Origin of the sequence: Microbacterium sp. Be9 (assembly GCF_011754135.1) — a bacterium.
In the GTDB taxonomy this organism is placed as follows: Bacteria; Actinomycetota; Actinomycetes; order Actinomycetales; family Microbacteriaceae; genus Microbacterium; species Microbacterium maritypicum_A.
This window is the reverse complement of sequence record NZ_WNWT01000004.1, coordinates 725,951-741,855: the sequence shown is the minus strand read 5'-3', so window position 1 is coordinate 741,855 and position 15,905 is coordinate 725,951. Positions and strand designations below refer to the sequence as shown.

At 68.2% G+C, this 15,905-nt stretch carries 14 protein-coding genes, 1 tRNA gene and 1 other RNA gene; 8 read left to right on the top strand and 8 right to left on the bottom strand.

Features of this window, described 5'->3' with window-relative positions; all coding sequences use genetic code 11:
• Positions 1-35 precede the first annotated feature (35 nt).
• Positions 36-405: a transfer-messenger RNA gene (gene ssrA, locus GLO27_RS07775) on the top strand.
• 114 nt (positions 406-519) lie between these two features.
• Positions 520-3,390, top strand: a complete 2,871-nt coding sequence (locus tag GLO27_RS07770; RefSeq protein ID WP_292775438.1) for an HAD-IC family P-type ATPase — start codon at positions 520-522, stop codon at positions 3,388-3,390.
• A 34-nt stretch (positions 3,391-3,424) separates the two neighbouring features.
• Here the strand turns inward: GLO27_RS07770 and GLO27_RS07765 are convergent, their stop codons facing one another.
• On the bottom strand, positions 3,425-3,991 hold the full coding sequence (locus GLO27_RS07765) for a hypothetical protein (RefSeq protein WP_021198648.1): 567 nt from the start codon (positions 3,989-3,991) through the stop codon (positions 3,425-3,427).
• 21 nt (positions 3,992-4,012) lie between these two features.
• The gene (locus GLO27_RS07760; protein ID WP_029259031.1) at positions 4,013-4,804 is read right to left on the bottom strand and encodes an inositol monophosphatase family protein; all 792 of its coding nucleotides are present in this window, start codon (positions 4,802-4,804) and stop codon (positions 4,013-4,015) included.
• A gap of 156 nt (positions 4,805-4,960) precedes the next feature.
• Between GLO27_RS07760 and GLO27_RS07755 the strand changes: the two genes are divergently transcribed.
• Both GLO27_RS07755 and GLO27_RS07750 read left to right on the top strand, forming a co-directional pair.
• A tRNA-Lys gene (locus GLO27_RS07755) sits at positions 4,961-5,033 on the top strand.
• Between the two features lie 326 nt (positions 5,034-5,359).
• Positions 5,360-6,871, top strand: coding sequence for an Ig-like domain-containing protein (locus tag GLO27_RS07750; protein WP_167254296.1), 1,512 nt, complete (start codon positions 5,360-5,362; stop codon positions 6,869-6,871).
• A gap of 185 nt (positions 6,872-7,056) precedes the next feature.
• Here the strand turns inward: GLO27_RS07750 and GLO27_RS07745 are convergent, their stop codons facing one another.
• The 4 genes from GLO27_RS07745 to GLO27_RS07730 all read right to left on the bottom strand — a co-directional run bounded on the left by GLO27_RS07745 (position 7,057) and on the right by GLO27_RS07730 (position 10,123).
• A complete protein-coding gene (locus tag GLO27_RS07745; RefSeq protein WP_167254294.1) occupies positions 7,057-7,539 on the bottom strand; it encodes a YbaK/EbsC family protein in 483 nt (160 codons plus the stop codon).
• A gap of 99 nt (positions 7,540-7,638) precedes the next feature.
• Positions 7,639-8,868 (bottom strand): MFS transporter, encoded by a 1,230-nt coding sequence (locus GLO27_RS07740; protein ID WP_036271558.1) that lies wholly within the window; start codon positions 8,866-8,868, stop codon positions 7,639-7,641.
• On the bottom strand, positions 8,865-9,302 hold the full coding sequence (locus tag GLO27_RS07735; RefSeq protein ID WP_167254292.1) for a MarR family transcriptional regulator: 438 nt from the start codon (positions 9,300-9,302) through the stop codon (positions 8,865-8,867). The genes GLO27_RS07740 and GLO27_RS07735 overlap by 4 nt, the downstream gene beginning before the upstream one ends.
• A 35-nt stretch (positions 9,303-9,337) precedes the next feature.
• The gene (locus tag GLO27_RS07730; RefSeq protein ID WP_021200367.1) at positions 9,338-10,123 is read right to left on the bottom strand and encodes an IclR family transcriptional regulator; all 786 of its coding nucleotides are present in this window, start codon (positions 10,121-10,123) and stop codon (positions 9,338-9,340) included.
• A 104-nt stretch (positions 10,124-10,227) separates the two neighbouring features.
• Here GLO27_RS07730 and GLO27_RS07725 point away from each other — a divergent pair, with 104 nt between their 5' ends.
• Genes GLO27_RS07725 through GLO27_RS07715 form a run of 3 tightly spaced genes read left to right on the top strand, consistent with a single transcriptional unit; the run spans position 10,228 to position 12,848 of the window.
• Positions 10,228-11,001 (top strand): CoA transferase subunit A, encoded by a 774-nt coding sequence (locus GLO27_RS07725; protein WP_021200368.1) that lies wholly within the window; start codon positions 10,228-10,230, stop codon positions 10,999-11,001.
• Position 11,002: 1 nt separating this feature from the next.
• Positions 11,003-11,671: a CoA transferase subunit B gene (locus GLO27_RS07720; protein WP_021200369.1), complete on the top strand. Its 669-nt coding sequence runs from the start codon at positions 11,003-11,005 to the stop codon at positions 11,669-11,671.
• On the top strand, positions 11,664-12,848 hold the full coding sequence (locus GLO27_RS07715; RefSeq protein ID WP_167254290.1) for an acetyl-CoA C-acetyltransferase: 1,185 nt from the start codon (positions 11,664-11,666) through the stop codon (positions 12,846-12,848). Before GLO27_RS07720 ends, GLO27_RS07715 begins: the two co-directional genes overlap by 8 nt.
• A 24-nt stretch (positions 12,849-12,872) precedes the next feature.
• Here the strand turns inward: GLO27_RS07715 and GLO27_RS07710 are convergent, their stop codons facing one another.
• Positions 12,873-13,172 (bottom strand): hypothetical protein, encoded by a 300-nt coding sequence (locus GLO27_RS07710; RefSeq protein WP_021200371.1) that lies wholly within the window; start codon positions 13,170-13,172, stop codon positions 12,873-12,875.
• A gap of 9 nt (positions 13,173-13,181) precedes the next feature.
• Positions 13,182-14,387, bottom strand: coding sequence for a PLP-dependent aminotransferase family protein (locus GLO27_RS07705; protein WP_021200372.1), 1,206 nt, complete (start codon positions 14,385-14,387; stop codon positions 13,182-13,184).
• A gap of 209 nt (positions 14,388-14,596) precedes the next feature.
• Between GLO27_RS07705 and GLO27_RS07700 the strand changes: the two genes are divergently transcribed.
• On the top strand, positions 14,597-15,853 hold the full coding sequence (locus GLO27_RS07700; protein WP_021200373.1) for an MFS transporter: 1,257 nt from the start codon (positions 14,597-14,599) through the stop codon (positions 15,851-15,853).
• Positions 15,854-15,905 lie beyond the last annotated feature (52 nt).

Here is a 15,905-nt window from a genome sequence, read left to right as displayed (position 1 = left end):
CAGTGTGACAGCGGCTCCTTCGAGAGAAGGACCACGGGGCTGATCGGTTTCGACAGCGCCTGTGAATCCACGAGAAGCGGGCCGAGGATGCAGAGTTATCTCGTAAACGCTCTCTGCAAAACAATAGTTGCCGAAACCAAGCGCAACGACTTCGCCCTCGCTGCATAAGCGAGCCCGATAGTCCGTCAGGCCGTATGTGATTCCGATACGGATCCTGGCGTCATCTAGGAATCTTGCTGCGTGATGGCGTCTGGACGTCACGTGGGACTCTTCCCAGGCTGGGCTCGTCGACTTAGGTGTCTGTGACAAAGGTCGGAGCCGAGCAGAACGTCTTCACAGACTGCGCCCGGAGAAGGCGTGGAGACTCAGCGTTGGACGGGGGTTCGATTCCCCCCAGCTCCACCATGTCGCTGTCACACAGGAATGAGGCCCGCCTCCCCAGTGATCACTAGGGAGGCGGGTCTTTTCATGTCCGCTCAGACGCCTGGGTACCGATGTCGTGGACCTATATTGAAGTCTGTGGACACGACCCCCGCAGACGTCTCAACCGGTCTCACGCAAGCTCAGGTCTCCGAACGCGTCGCCGCCGGAAAGACGAACGCCTTCGTTGCCGACACGAGTCGCAGCGCCTGGAGCATCGTGCGCGCGAACGTGTTCACGCTCTTCAACGGCATCGTCTTCGCCTGCTTCTTCGTGCTGTTCCTGGTCGGACGCTGGCAGGACGCACTCTTCGGACTCGCCGCGTTCGCGAACGCGATCATCGGATGTGTGCAGGAGTTCCGGGCGAAGTCGGCGCTCGATCGTCTGGCGCTGATGAACGCGCCGCGTGCGCTGGTGCTGAGAGACGGCGAGGAGGCGGAGATCGCCCCCGGCGACGTGGTCCTCGACGACGTCCTCGTGCTCCGCGCCGGCGAGCAGGTGCCGGCCGATGCGCGGGTTCTCGCGTCGCGCGGGCTCCAGATCGATGAGTCGATGCTCACCGGGGAGTCGGACCCGGTCGAGAAGCAGCCCGGCGACGATGCGCTGTCCGGAGCCGTGGTCGTCGCAGGGGAGGGGACCGCGATCGCGACCCGCGTGGGCGCCGATTCCTACGCGAACCACTTCGCCGGGGAGGCGAAGCGTTTCTCCCTCGTCTCGAGTGAACTGCGCACCTCGGTCAACCGGGTGCTGAAATGGGTGAGTTGGATCATCGGCCCCGTCGGCCTGCTCGTCCTGAACGCGCAGATCATCGTGCTCGGCGGCTACACGACCGTGTTCTCGAACGGCGCGTGGGTACAGGCGGTGGTGAACACGATCGCGTCGTTGACGGCGATGATCCCGCTCGGCCTGGTACTCATGACGAGCATCGCCTTCGCCGTCGGAGCCTCACGACTCGCACGCCGGCAGGTTCTGGTGAACGAACTACCGGCTGTGGAAGGCCTCGCGCGCGTCGACGTCATCTGCCTCGACAAGACCGGCACGCTCACCGTCGGGGAGATCGGCTTCGACGAGGCACATCGCCTCCACGGCCTCGCCCCGGAACAGGCAGAGGACGCGGCGGCGGCGCTTGCCTGGTATGCCGCGGCGCCCGATGCGAACCCGACAGCACGGTCGATGCGGACAGCCTACCCGGTCGCCTCGCCACTCGTCGTGTCGGGGTACATCCCGTTCTCATCTGCACGAAAATGGAGTGCGGCGTCTTTCACCGGCATCCCTGGGACCTGGGTGATGGGAGCACCGGAGATGGTGTTCGGCGATGCGGCCACATCGGCGGAGACGGAGCTGGGGCGCACCGTGACGGCACTCGCCGAGACGGGCCGCCGCACTCTCGTGCTCGGCCACGCGCACGCGACGCTCTCGGACGCCGACGTCGACTCCGAGCGGCTCCCTGACGGACTCGCGGCCATCATCGTGCTGACCTTCCGCGAGCAGGTGCGCCCCGACGCCGCTCAGACACTCGCCTATTTCGGGCGCCAGCAGGTGGGCATCCGCATCATCTCCGGCGACAACCCGCGTACGGTGGCGGCCATCGCCCGAGAAGTCGGTCTCGACGTGGCCGACGGCTTCGATGCCAGAGAGCTTCCCGATGATGACGCCCAGCTCGCCGACGTGCTCGACCAGCACACGGTGTTCGGGCGCGTCACCCCCGAGCAGAAGAAGCGCATGGTGACGGCGTTGCAGAGCCACGGACACACCGTCGCGATGACCGGAGACGGTGTCAATGACGCCCTCGCGATAAAGTCCGCGGATATCGGCATCGCGATGAACTCGGGCTCGCCGGCCACGAAGGCCGTTGCGAGGCTCGTGCTGCTTGACGGACAGTTCTCGCACCTGCCGGACGTCGTCGCCGAGGGGCGCCAGGTCATCGCGAACATCGAGCGCGTGTCGATGCTGTTCCTGAACAAGACGGTCTACGCGACACTGCTCGCGATCATCTTCGGGGCGTTCCTCCTCGAGTTCCCGTTCCTGCCGCGACAGCTCTCCATCACGGACGGCCTCACGATCGGCATCCCCGCCTTCTTCCTCGCGCTCATGCCGAACGCGGCGCGCTACGTGCCGGGTTTCCTCCGACGGTCTTTGAGTTTCGCGATCCCGTCGGGCATCGTCGTCGCGCTCGGGCTGACCTGGTACACGTTCGTCGCGCGTGGACTCGGTGTGCACGAGGAGCAGCTGCGCACGGGCGCCACCGTGATCCTGGCCGTCGTCGGCATCTGGATTCTGGCGGTCCTCGCCCGCCCGCTCAACCGGTTCAAGGTGGCGGTCGTCGGGGCGATGTTCATCTTCCTCATCGCAGTGTTCACGATCCCGCTCGCTCGCGAGTTCTTCGTGCTCGTCGACCCGGGGGAGGACCTCGCCGTCGCGCTCACCGGGATCACGATCGTGATGGTCGCGGCCATCGAAGTTGTGCGCTTCGTGCATCGCCGTCTGGTGCTGACGGTGCCGACGAGGAACGCTCCACGCGTGACGACGTCCTCCTCCACGGTGCCCGTCTCCTCGTCGGCCCCCGTCGCCACGGTGATCACCACGGTGGTCGCCGTGCTCGCATACGTCTTCGGCGCGCTGGCGACGGGCTTCGGGATACTGGTGTTCCTGGGACGCTACGACCCGGACGTGAGCGCCTCGGCCTTCTCGCTCACCGGTGCCGCCATCGCCCTGTTCGGTCTTCTGGTCTTCGCCGTCGCCGCCGGGGTCCGCCGCGGAAGCGGGCTCTCCCGCCTCATGCTCACGATCTTCCTCGGCATCGCGATCGCGTTGAGTGCGGTCGTCCTCGTGTTCGGAGACCGCTGGGACTGGGGAGCGGCCTTGACGGTCGCGTTCGCGGCCGCGATCATCGTGCTGCTGTGGACGCCACCGGTCTCCCGCACCTTCGGGCGGATACTCGAGAGTTCGATGGGGTCGGGTCGCCCCTGACGGAGATCGACCCCGACGGGAGTCGACGAGGGATCTAACGCGGCCACTCGATCAGGATGAGCCCCTGGCGCGTGTCCGCGAGGCGCACCCATCCGTCGCCGAAGAGATACGTCATGCCGTAGCCGTCTTCGTCCGTGCCCATGGCGTATCGGGCGTCTTCGGTGAAGTAGACGCCGTCAGGGCCGTCTTCCCGTTTCCAGCCCTCGGCGAGGAGTGCGGCCTGTGCCGCTGCGGCATCGGAGTCGTCGATCGGAGACCAGCCGTACAGCTGCCCATGGTCGGATCCGACGGTGTAATCGGCCCAGAAGCACAGCAGCCCCTCGGTCAATTCGACACCCCCGACGACGAACTCCTTCGTCTCGGCGGTCCAGCCGGCATCGGCGAGAGCGGTGACCGTGCCGGCCGAGATCATCGACTCGCAGGTGAGTTCCGTTTCGGCCGGCTCCGGCGTCGGCGAGGTCACCGGCACGGAGGACGGCGTCGGCTGCGGACTGCCGGCATCAGGCGTGGGCGACGTACGCGGCTCCGGAGCGGCGCACGCGGTGAGGGCTCCGACGAGCAGCAGGACGCCCGCGGCTGCGGACATGATGCGGAAATTCATCGCGGGGGCCTCGTGGTTCGATCAGTTCTGCATCAGGGTGAGGAAGTCGTCGTGAAGGGTGCCGTTGGTTGCGAGTGTCGAGCGGGCGGAGATCGTCTCGACACCGTCGACGTCGGTCATGCGCCCGCCGGCCTCGCGGACGATCGGGACGGCCGCTGCGATGTCGTACTCCTTGACGTCGAACTCGGCGACCATGTCGATGCGTCCTTCGGCGAGGAGCATGTACGAGTAGACGTCCCCATAGGCCCGGTCTCGCCAGACACGCCCGGCCACGGCCAGCAGCGTGTCGAGGCGCCCCGCCTCCGACCACTGCGCGATGCTCTGGAAGCTCACGCTCGCGTCGTCGAGAGAGGAGACCGACGACGTCCGGAGCCGACGCGGTTCGCCCTCGAGCGTGGTCCAGGCGCCTCCGCCGGCCGATGCCCACCAGCGCCGTCCGAGCGCCGGCATGCTCACCACTCCCACCTGGGGGACGCCGTCGATAGCCAGCGCGATCATCGTGCCCCACAGCGGGACGCCACGAAGAAAATTGGCCGTTCCGTCGATCGGGTCGATGATCCACTGACGCTGGGTACTGCCCTGCGCGCCGAACTCCTCGCCGAAGATGCCGTCTTCCGGCCGCTCGGTTTCGAGGATGCTGCGGATCGCACGTTCCGTCGCGAGATCGGCGTCCGTCACATGGGAGTTGTCGGCCTTCGTCGAGATCTCGAGGTCGGACGCGTCGAACCGGGGGAGCGACTGGGCATCGGCGGCATCGGCCAGGCGGAGTGCGAGGTCGAGGTCGTGCCGCAGGCTGTCGGGGGAGGTGGTCACGGTCTAAGAATACTGGCCGGATCGGCGGGGCCGGAGGGCCGAAAGACCATGTTTCGCTACCCGCCCGGCGGCGGCGCGCCCGGGTGCCGGTCTCGATTTCACATGGGACCGGTCGGCTGGTAATGTAATTCCTCGGTCGGGGTTATCCCGGGCCACGCACCTCTAGCTCAATCGGCAGAGCAACTGACTCTTAATCAGTGGGTTCTGGGTTCAAGTCCCAGGGGGTGCACGGAACAGCCTCAGTAGATCTCGCCATCTACCGAGGCTTTTCTGTTTTCCCGGTTGCTCCCCGATGGGGCGAACCTTTCCGCCCGCTTCTCCTCGACGTGTCGGCCGTGCTCGCCCCGCGTGACGACGGCGATGTCATCGTGTGTCCGAGCGACGAGCGCGACGGATTCTGCGGTATCGCGTAATGGATCGAGCCCGCCGCCGTCTCTCATATGGGGACACATGCCTCGCGCCCTCGGACGCCTCACTGCTTCGCAGCAGCGCCGACGGGATGGGCTACATCAAGAACTGGGGAAGATCTTGTACGAGAGAAACGGTGGCGCCGTCGTGCGCCGGAAGACAACCGCGATCATCGCCGCTGCGGCCGCAGCGCTGGGCGCCGTGATCACACTGGCCGGTGCGGGAGCCGCCTCAGCTGCGGAGTACGACTATCCCGCGGCCATCGATCCTTCGTCGATCACCGTGACCACGGTCGGGGGCGGCGGAGCGGTCTCGCAGTGGGACCAGGTGCGGGTCGACGCCGAGTGGTCGGTGCCGGACGGCGCGGTCGGTGGACAGACCTTCGGGTTCACCCTGCCGAAGGAGTTCGCCCGGGCGGGGACATCCTTCTCGGTACCCTCTGCGGAGGATCCGAGCAAGACGATCGCCGAGTGCACCGTGAGCACCGACGCCGCACCGGTCGTCACCTGCACGCTCACCGACTACGTGAACGGGCGCACCGGGGTCAGCGGCTCCCTGTGGTTCGTCGCCTCCGCCGATGAGCAGACGACCGAGAGCACGGTGGAGTTCACCGTCGATGGCACCATCACGCCCGTCGAGATTCCCGGCGGCGGCATCGGACCGTCGTCGCCGCTGCCCACAGAACCGCAGAAGTGGTCGTGGCAGACGGATGACGGCAGGATCGCGTGGCAGCTGGCGCTGCCGGGTGCGAGCTTCGCGGGCGCGGAGTCGATCGTCGTCGACGACACCCTGACCGGGGCGGGCGACGGATTCGCCGAACATCACAACGAGGATGAGCAGCTCGAGGTATGGAGCACGACGATGCAGGATCGGGATCCGCAGTCGATCACGAACTGGACCGGATCATGGAACGACGGCGGCACGGCCTTCCACCTCGTGATCCCCGGCCCGATCGACCCGACGCGGATGTACTTCGTCAAGTACTTCACGGTGCCGAGCTCGCAGGTCGACGGTGCCACCTACGCCAACACCGCCGACGTCAACGGGATCAAGCTCCAGGACAGGGAGGTGTGGTCTGTCACCGGTGGGGGAAGCGGAGACGGCGACGCCACCGGCGCATTCACCCTCACTAAGGTCGTCGGCGGCTCCGGTTCGTCTGAGGTACCGGCCGATGCCGTCTACACCGTGCGCTACAGCTATGGCGACCCGGTCGTCGAGCGCACCGTCACGGTCGCGGCGGGGGCGACCGCACCGCTCATCCAGCTGCCCACGGGGACCGTCGTCACACTCGTGGAACTCACGCCACCGGCGGTCGAGGGGGTCGACTGGGGTGTTCCCGTGTTCTCGGGACCCGATGTGCACTCCGTGGCCGACGGCGGAGCGCAGTTCACCGTCGGCTCCGGTACGACACTCGCGGTCACGCTCACCAACACCGCGACGACGACGCCGCCCGTGATTCCGCCGACGACACCGCCGACACCGCCCACCGCGGTCACTCCGCCCACCGAGCTGCCACTCACGGGTGGGTCGTCGCTGGCCACCACCGGTGGCTATGTGCCCGCCGCGATGCTCTGGGGCGGCGCCGCTGCGCTGCTGCTCGGCATCGCTCTGACCGTTCTCGGAGCGGTCCGGGCGCGCTCGCGCGCGGCCCAGGACTGATCCATCGGACGACTGATCCATCGGACGACTGGTCCATCGGACGACTGATCCACCGGACGAGGCCGGTGCCGAGGAGTCTCCTGCTCCGCGGTACCGGTTTCGTCGTACCGGCTTCGTCGCGCGCGGGAGAGCAAAGGCTCTCCGGTCTTCCGCGAGATCCTTCTCCGTGAGGTCGTTCCCGGGAGTCAGACGACGGCGATCACCGTCGCGTCCGTGATACGGCGGAGCTCGTCGAACGTCAGTGGCATGACGGTGTGCGGATGGCCCGCGGCCGCCCACAGCTCTCGATGGTCCCGCAGTGCTTCGTCGATGAACGTGCGGAGCGGCGCGGGGTGCCCGACAGGCGCGACGCCGCCGATCGCCTGGCCGGTCGCCGAGCGGACCACGGATGCGGGCGCCATGGACACGTCGTCCGCGCCGATGCTCGCCCGCAGGGTGGAGAGCTCCACGCGGTGACTGCCGCTGGTCAGAACCAGGACGGGGACGCCATCGGCGAGGAACACCAGACTGTTGGCGATCGCCGCGACGTCGCACCCGATCGCCGCAGCGGCCTCCACGGCTGTGCGTGCGGAGTCCGGAAGCACACGGATCGCTGTCTCGACGCCGGCGTCCACGAGATGCTCATGCACGAGACGGCTGCGTTCGGGGAGGGAAGGCGTTTCGCTCATCGCCCCACGATATCCAAGGCGCAGGCTGCCGGATCCAGAGGGTGCAGGCTGCGACGCCGGAGCGGGCTCCGCTGGCCGTTCCGACGTCGCAGGTCCGGTTCAGGCGGCGTCGCCCACGAGGATTGCCGCGGCGTCCTCCGTCGTCGCGTCCGCAGGCTCGTCGTCGATGTGCGCGAGCACTCGGCGTCCCAGGAACACCGTGAGTGCGGCCAGCAGCACCGAGGCAGCGGCGAACAGGTAGGGAACCGTCGCGTTGAACGCGTGCCACAGCAGCGCCGCGATCGGAGGAGCCATCGCACCGCCGAGGAATCGCACGGCGGAGTACGCCGAGGAGGCGACGGAGCGCGGAAGATCCGTGGCCTCCATCACGGCCTCCGTGAGCACGGTGTTCATGACGCCGAGCAGGAGCCCGCCGATGACGATGCAGGCGACGAGAGCAGCGGCGTTCGCGACCAGGAGGCCGGCGGCGACGAGGTCGATCGCCAGGAGGGGGAGCACGACGAGGATGATGCGCGTGCGGGGCATCCGGCGCATCAGGATCGGCGCGACCCACACGCTGGTGACGGCGAGTGCGACGCCCCATCCGAAGAACGTGAAGCCGATTCCCATCGCGCCGAAGCCGAGGGGGAACGGCGAGAACGCCAGCAGCACGAAGAAGCCGATGTTGTAGAACAGCGCTGTGATCGCGAGGACCGCCAGTGCGGGACGCCGCAGCGCGGCGAACGGCGCGGAGAACTTCACGGGAACCCGCTTCTCCCCGGGCCCCCGCAGCAGCACGAGCACGGCAACGAATGCGACGGCCATCAGCACGACGACGCCGAAGAACGGGCCGCGCCAGCTCTGCTCCCCGAGGAGTCCGCCGAGGAGAGGGCCCACGGCGATCCCGAGGCCGAGCGCCGCTTCGTAGAGCACGATGGCGGCGCTGCTGCCACCTGACGCGGCGCCGACGATCGTAGCGAGCGCGGTCGAGATGAACAGGGCGTTGCCGAGGCCCCAGCCTGCCCGGAAACCGATGACGGCGTCGACACTGCCGCTCAGGGCGCACAGCAGGGCGAAGACCACGATCAGCGCCAATCCGATGAGCAGGGTGGCCTTCGCGCCGATGCGGCTCGAGATCCAGCTGGTCACGAGCATCGCGAGCCCGGTCACGAGGAGGTAGCTGGTGAACAGCAACTCGGTCTCGACCGGCGAAGCCTGGAGCGATTCCGCGATCGCGGGCAGGATCGGGTCCACGAGGCCGATGCCCATGAAGGCGACGACGCACGCGAATGCGACGGCCCACACCTGGGCCGGTTGCTTCCACACCGAGGGGGTGGCGGGGGTGTTCACCGAGATTCTCCTGTTCGATCAGTGGCGGTGTGCGCGGCGAGAATCTCCGCCGCACGCGTGAGGGCAGCCCATTCCTCGTCGCTCAGCGCGGCGAAGCGCGGGGCGAGCGTGTCACGGAACTCGGCGCGCCAGGCGGCGAGGGCGGCGGTTCCCCGTGGAGTGATGTCGACGACCGTCGCTCGTGAATCGTCGGGATCGGGGGAGCGGAGCACGTGTCCTTCCCGTTCCAAGCCGCCGAGGAGACGGGTCATGCCGGGTTGGGTGGTGCGGGCGGCCGCGGCGAGTTCACCCACCCTTCTCGCGCCTGCCTGTTCGAGGAGGCTCAACACTCGCCACTGCGCCGCAGGTGCGTCGTTCCCGGCGTCCTGAGCGGCGATGCGGCCGAGCGCGTACCCCGACAGCACCAGAGAGGGGATGACATCGACGCGATTCATACCAACGAGTATATACCGGTTGGTATGAATGGTCGTCACCGCCTGGTGCTGGCGATCCTCGCGGAGAGTTGGTGCGCGTGCGCGAGGAGCGTGCGACCGAGTTCGGCCATCCGGTCCGGGCCGAAGCGGAACTCGACGCCGGTCAGACTCAATGCCCACTCCGGACGTCCGGCGCGATCGAAGACCGCAGCGCCCAGCCCCCAGCTGCCCTCGACGATCAGGCCGGGGTTGACGGCATAGCCCCGTTCCTTGGTCTCGGCGAGGCGTGCTCGGAGGGGGAGCTGACCGTGCGCGCGCCCCCACGCTCCCTCCAGCTCGGGGTGGCGGTCGAGATAGGCATCCACATCGTGGTCGGGGAGGAACGCCAGGATGGCGAGTCCGGCGCTGGCGACGCCGAGAGGGAAGCGGACCCCTTCGCTGAGCACGAAGGAGCGGATCGGGAACGACCCTTCCTCGCGAAGCAGGCACACCGTCTCGTCCGCCCGTCGCACGGAGAGGAACGCGCTCTCCTCGGTCTTGACCGCGAGGGAGCGAACGATGTCGCGGGCGAGCGTGGTCACGTCGTAGCGCGCCGCCGCCACGGATCCCATGAGGAACAGCTCCGGCCCGGGCATCCATCGCGTGCTCGCGCCGTCGCGATCAACGAGACCTTCCGACTTGAGGGCGCTCAGAAGACGGTGGGCAGTGGAGCGCGAGAGCTCAGCGGCGACGGCGAGCTCCTGCAAAGAGGCTCCGTCCGAGCCGGCCGCGGTCACCAGGCGCAGCAGGCGCGCGGCCCTCGCGATCGCCTGCGTGCCGGGTACTGAAGAGGCGGGTTCCATAATGTGGACGCTACCTCCGTGTTCGGCCACATCGCAAGATCTGGCTTCCCCGCAGACGGCTCTTCGGCGGATGCTGGGGTGAGCACGGAATCGAAGGAGCCGACGTGATCGACAAGCAATGGGAGTCTGCGGAGGCTGCCGTCTCCGACATCGAGGACGGAGCGTCGCTGGCCGTCGGCGGTTTCGGCCTGTCCGGGAACCCGATCGCCCTGATCGAGGCTCTCCTCGCGCAGGGCACCAAGGGCCTCAGCGTGGTGAGCAACAACTGCGGAGTGGATGACTGGGGACTCGGCGTGCTGCTCGCCGCCCAACGCATCCGCAAGATGACCTCGTCGTACGTGGGGGAGAACAAGGAGTTCGAACGTCAGTTCCTGAGTGGCGAACTCGAACTCGAACTCACCCCGCAGGGCACCCTGGCAGAGAAGCTCAGGGCCGGCGGCTCGGGGATCGCCGCGTTCTACACCCAGACGGGCGTCGGCACGCAGGTCGCCGAAGGCGGGCTGCCGCGTCGGTACAACCCCGACGGAACCATCGCCACCGCCTCGCCGGTGAAGGACGTGCGCGTCTTCGCGGTGAACGGGCAGCCGAAGGAGTTCGTCCTGGAAGAGGCGATCACCACCGACTTCTCGCTCGTGCACGCGGCACGCGGCGACCGACACGGCAACCTCGTGTTCAACAAGGCCGCGCGCAACTTCAATCCGCTCGCCGCGATGGCCGGTCGCATCTGCATCGCGCAGGTCGAGCAGCTGGTGGAGCCGGGCGAGCTCGACCCCGACGACATCCACCTCCCCGGCGTTTTCGTGCACCGGATCGTCGAGGTGGGCACTGACATCCCCAAGCGCATCGAGCGGCGGACCGTCGCCGTGGAAGGAGCCTGAGATGTCACTCACCCGTGAGCAGATGGCGGCCCGCGCGGCGATCGAGCTGGAGGACGGCGCCTACGTCAACCTCGGCATCGGCCTGCCCACCCTCGTACCCAACCATGTCCCGCCCGGGGTCACGGTCGTCCTGCAGTCGGAGAACGGCATCCTGGGCGTCGGTCCCTACCCGCGGGAGGACGCTGTCGACCCAGACCTCATCAACGCCGGCAAGGAGACGGTCACCACCCTCCCCGGAGCGGCGTTCTTCGACTCCGCGACCAGCTTCGGCATGATCCGCGGCGGCAAGATCGACGCGGCCATCCTGGGAGCGATGCAGGTCTCCGTGAGAGGCGACCTCGCGAACTGGATGATCCCGGGCAAGATGGTCAAGGGTCCCGGCGGCGCCATGGATCTGGTTCACGGAGCCGGCCGCGTCATCGTGCTCATGGAGCACGTGGCCAAGGACGGCTCCGCGAAGATCGTCGACGAATGCTCGCTGCCGTTGACCGGTCGCGGTGTCGTCGATCGGATCATCACCGACCTCGCCGTGGTCGATGTGACGGCCGAAGGCCTGGTGCTCGTCGAGACGGCGCCGGGCGTCACGGTCGACGAGGTCATCGCCGCCACGGAACCACCGCTCACCATCTCCCGCACTCTCCTCACCGGAAGGACCACAGACCATGACTGAGAACGATGTCGTCATCGTCGCCGCCGCCCGCACGCCTCAGGGTCGCCTCAAGGGGCAGCTCGCCGCGTTCACCGCACCTCAGCTCGGCTCCTTCGCCATCCGAGGTGCGCTGGAGCAGGGCTCGATCGATCCGGCTGACGTCGACGCGGTCATCGTCGGCCAGGTGCTCGCCGCGGGGTCGGGGCAGAACGCGGCGCGTCAGGCGGCCATCGGCGCAGGGATCGGGTGGGACGTTCCCGCGCACTCCGTGAACAAGGTGTGCCTGTCCGGTTTGACCGCCATCATCGACGCGGTGCGGATGATCCGCACCGGCGACGCCGATGTGGTCGTCGCCGCCGGGATGGAATCGATGACGCGCGCGCCCCATCTGCTCATGGGATCGCGCGACGGCTGGGCGTACGGCAGCGTCGAGGTTCTCGACCACATGGCATACGACGGCCTCACGGATGCGTATGACCGGGAGAGCATGGGCGCGTCCACCGAGCGGCACAACGCGCGCTTCGGACTGACCCGTGAAGCGCAGGACCGGGTGGCCGCGCTGTCGCATCAGCGGGCGACGGCAGCGCAGGAGGCAGGTCTCTTCGACGAGGAGATCGTCGCCGTCGACGTGCCGCAGCGTCGGGGAGAGCCCGTGCGCGTGACGAGGGACGAGGGCGTGCGTCCGGACACCACCGTCGAGACCCTCGCGGGACTGCGTGCCGCGTTCGCAGAGGGAGGTTCGATCACGGCGGGGAACTCGTCACCGATCTCCGACGGTGCCTCGGCTGTGGTGGTGACGACACGACGGACTGCGGACGCCAAGGGATGGCCCGTGCTCGTGACCGTCGGAGCGAGCGGTCAGACCGCCGGTCCCGACAACTCGCTGCAGGCGCAGCCGGCGCGTGCCATCGAACGTGCGTGCGAGAAGCAGGGCATCGCGCCCGCCGATCTCGACCTGGTGGAGATCAACGAGGCCTTCGGCGCTGTCGTCTCCCGTTCGCAGGAGGAGCTCGGCCTGGACGAGGGCATCGTGAACATCCATGGCGGCGGCATCGCCATCGGCCACCCGATCGGCGCATCGGGGAACCGGCTCGTGGTGCATGTCGCACATGAGCTCGCTCGTCGAGGTGGCGGTACGGCCGCCGTCGGCCTCTGTGGCGGTGGCGGTCAGGGAGAAGCCCTCATCCTCACCCGGTGACAAGAGTCTCGGGCGGGGAGGACGTCAGGGGCGAGCGTCCTTCGCGTGGTCCTGCGTGTCGGCGAGAGCCTTCTGCGACCGGAACTGCAGTCGCTGGGCCTTCTTCGCCTTCTTGACCGACTGGGGCGAGTCGGCGTCGACCAGGACGCCGCGGCGCTCACGGTTCATGTCGACGACGGCGCCGACCGCGAGTGCCATCGTGATTCCCCAGCTCACCCACGACAGGACGGCGCGCCAGGTGATCGGCTGCTCGCGCGTGCCGCGCAGCAGGGAGACCCCGGCAGAGATCGCAGCGACAAGTCCAGTGCTGAAGAGGTAGCGCATGCCCCCACGCTACCTTCCCGTACCCCAGGTCGCACCGAGCCTTGACAAGCCCTCCCTGATCCTGGCAGGGGAGTATGTGGTGAAGGACAGGCGGAGGGTGCGTTCGTCGGGGATACCGGAGAAGAACGACGTGCCCGGCACGAAAGCGACGTCGTGAGCGAGCGCTGCGGGAAGCGCCGATGCGGCGTCCCGTCCCTCGGGGAGTCGAACCCAGACGAACATGCCACCGTCGGGTCGGTTCCAGCTGCTTCCGTCCGGGAGCGCGGAGGGAAGCAGCTCCAGCATCGCGTCGCGACGAGCGGCATACGCTTCGCGGATGCGCGAGAGCGCGAGCTCGCCGCGACCCGAAGCGAGGTAGTGGGCGGCCGCTGCCTGGTCGATCGTGGAGGTGTGCAGGTCGGCCGCCTGTTTGGCGATCGTGATCGACGAGCGGATGTCGGCCGTGGTGCGGATCCAGCCGATGCGCAGGCCGGGTGCGATCACCTTGGAGAAGCTGCCGAGGCTGATGACATGTTCGGGGGCGAACGCGGCGAGCGAGGGGAGGGCATCCCCCGAGTACCGCAACTGGCGGTACGGCTCGTCCTCGACGATCCGGAAGCCTCGGCGCTGCGCGATCGCGGCGATCGTGCGTCGTGCTTCGACATCGTGCGTGCGTCCGGTCGGATTCTGAAACGTGGGCACGGTGTAGAAGAACTTCGGTCCATGGTGCGCGGCGAGGCGGTCCAGTGCGTCGAGGTCGAGGTCATCGCCGACGTAGGGGACACCGACGACGCGGGCACCGGCCAGCGCGAACGTCTGGAGCGCTGCGAGGTAGCAGGGCTCCTCAACCAGGATCGTGTCGCCGGGATCGACGAGCGTCGTCGAGATGAGCCCCAGCCCCTGCTGCGACCCCGTCGTGACGATGAGGTCGGATGCCGCGGTGGGTAGCCCGTCGGACGAATAGCGTCTGGCGACCGCGTCCCGCAGTCCCGGGTCTCCCTCGGACGTGGAGTACTGGAGCACCCCCGGGGAGTCGAGCACGGCATCGAACGCGGCGCGGATGCCCTCGACGTCGAAGAGCTCGGGCGCGGGGAGCCCGCCGGCGAACGAGATGACCTCGGGGCGCGCGGTGAGGGCCAGCAGGTCGCGGACCGGCGAGGTCTTGGCACTGCCGGCACGCTGTGAACGCGACGGGAGGGAGAGGATCGGCGCGGCGGGCTGCGGGGCAGTGGGCAACGGGGACTCCTCTTGCGCTTGTCGTTCGGCGGGTGTCGCCCAGACTAGACCCGTCCCGAGGCGCCGGCTTCCCTGCTGTTCCCCGGGCCGACCCGCTATCATGGCCTGGTCGCGGCTCGCCCGCGGCCGCACCCCGTGTATCTACCGGCCGTCGGCATTCCGACGGACAGCGGCGGCACCCGACATCGCGTCCTCGACGCGCGAGAGCCATGACACGCGCCACAGCAATCCCACCACTCACCGAGCCGAGCCTTCTGCGTCTCGCCGGTCTGCCCTACTTCCTGATCGCCTTCATCGCGCGGCTGCCGTTCGCCATGATGGTGGTCGGCGTCCTGACCGTGGTCGTGTCCGCCCGCGGTTCCCTGTCCCTGGGCGGGCTCACCTCCGCAGCCGTCGGCCTCGGCACGGCCTGCTTCGGGCCTCTTCTCGGCGCCGCCGCAGACCGCTTCGGTCAGCGCGTCGTCCTGATGGTGCTCGCCCTCGCCAACGGCGCCATGCTCCTGCTCTTCACGTTCGTGGTCTATGGCACCGCGGCAGACGGCTTCGTGCTGCTGGCCGCAGTGGGCATCGGAGCCACCGCCCCGCAGGTCGCACCGCTCTCGCGCTCGCGGCTGGTGACGATCATCAACGAACGGATGGCCGTGGCTCGCCGCGCCAAGACGGTGTCGGGCACGATGGCCTACGAGTCCGCGGCCGACGAGACCGTGTTCGTCTTCGGTCCCTTCCTGGTCGGTATCCTCGCGTCGGCCATCGCGCCGTGGGCGCCTCTGGTCGGCGCGGCCGTGCTCACGGTGGTCTTCGTCGGTGCCTTCGCTTTGCACCCCAGCGGTCGACACGTGTCGCAGGATCGCGACGCCGACGGCAGGGCGCCGTCCGCCGTCTCCGAGCTGTTCCGCCCGCAATTGCTGATCGTCGTCCTCGGCATCCTCGGAGTCGGGATCTTCTTCGGCACGATGCTCACCTCGCTGACGTCGTTCATGGCCGATCGCGGCGCGCCGGAGCAGGCCGGGCTCCTCTACGGGGTCATGGGCGTCGGTTCCGCCATCCTCGCGCTCGGCGTCGCCTGGCTTCCCGCCGCCTTCTCGATGCGGGCGCGATGGCTCGTCTTCTCCGGCATCCTGCTGGCGGGCACCCTTCTGCTCGGATTCGTCGACACACCGGGCACGATGATGCTGGCGCTCGCGATCATGGGAATCGGCATCGGACCCACCCTCGTCACGCAGTACAGCTTCGGCGCCGCCCGCAGTCCGCGCGGACGCTCGGCCACCGTCATGACCATGTTGGGATCCGGTGTGGTCGTCGGTCAGTCGATCGGAGCCGCGTTCGCCGGTGAGATCGCAGAGAACGTCGGCACTCCTGCGGCGCTTCTCTTGCCGATGATCGCGGCGTTCATCGCCTTCGCGGCGGGCCTGGCCAACTGGTTCCTGACTGGTGTGGGGCGCCGGGAGGCTCTCGTCAAGGCCTGAGCGACGATCCGCGGAAATCCGCGTTCCTCGATAGCCTGGAGGAAACCCCCGG

Bases quoted from the DNA above. Each gene is read 5' to 3' on its own strand.
- GLO27_RS07765 (WP_021198648.1), bottom strand. From the start codon at position 3,991: ATGAATTTCCGCATCATGTCCGCAGCCGCGGGCGTCCTGCTGCTCGTC.
- GLO27_RS07745 (WP_167254294.1), bottom strand. From the start codon at position 7,539: ATGAGCGAAACGCCTTCCCTCCCCGAACGCAGCCGTCTCGTGCATGAG.
- GLO27_RS07735 (WP_167254292.1), bottom strand. From the start codon at position 9,302: ATGAATCGCGTCGATGTCATCCCCTCTCTGGTGCTGTCGGGGTACGCG.
- GLO27_RS07730 (WP_021200367.1), bottom strand. From the start codon at position 10,123: ATGGAACCCGCCTCTTCAGTACCCGGCACGCAGGCGATCGCGAGGGCC.
- GLO27_RS07720 (WP_021200369.1), top strand. From the start codon at position 11,003: ATGTCACTCACCCGTGAGCAGATGGCGGCCCGCGCGGCGATCGAGCTG.
- GLO27_RS07715 (WP_167254290.1), top strand. From the start codon at position 11,664: ATGACTGAGAACGATGTCGTCATCGTCGCCGCCGCCCGCACGCCTCAG.
- GLO27_RS07710 (WP_021200371.1), bottom strand. From the start codon at position 13,172: ATGCGCTACCTCTTCAGCACTGGACTTGTCGCTGCGATCTCTGCCGGG.
- GLO27_RS07700 (WP_021200373.1), top strand. From the start codon at position 14,597: ATGACACGCGCCACAGCAATCCCACCACTCACCGAGCCGAGCCTTCTG.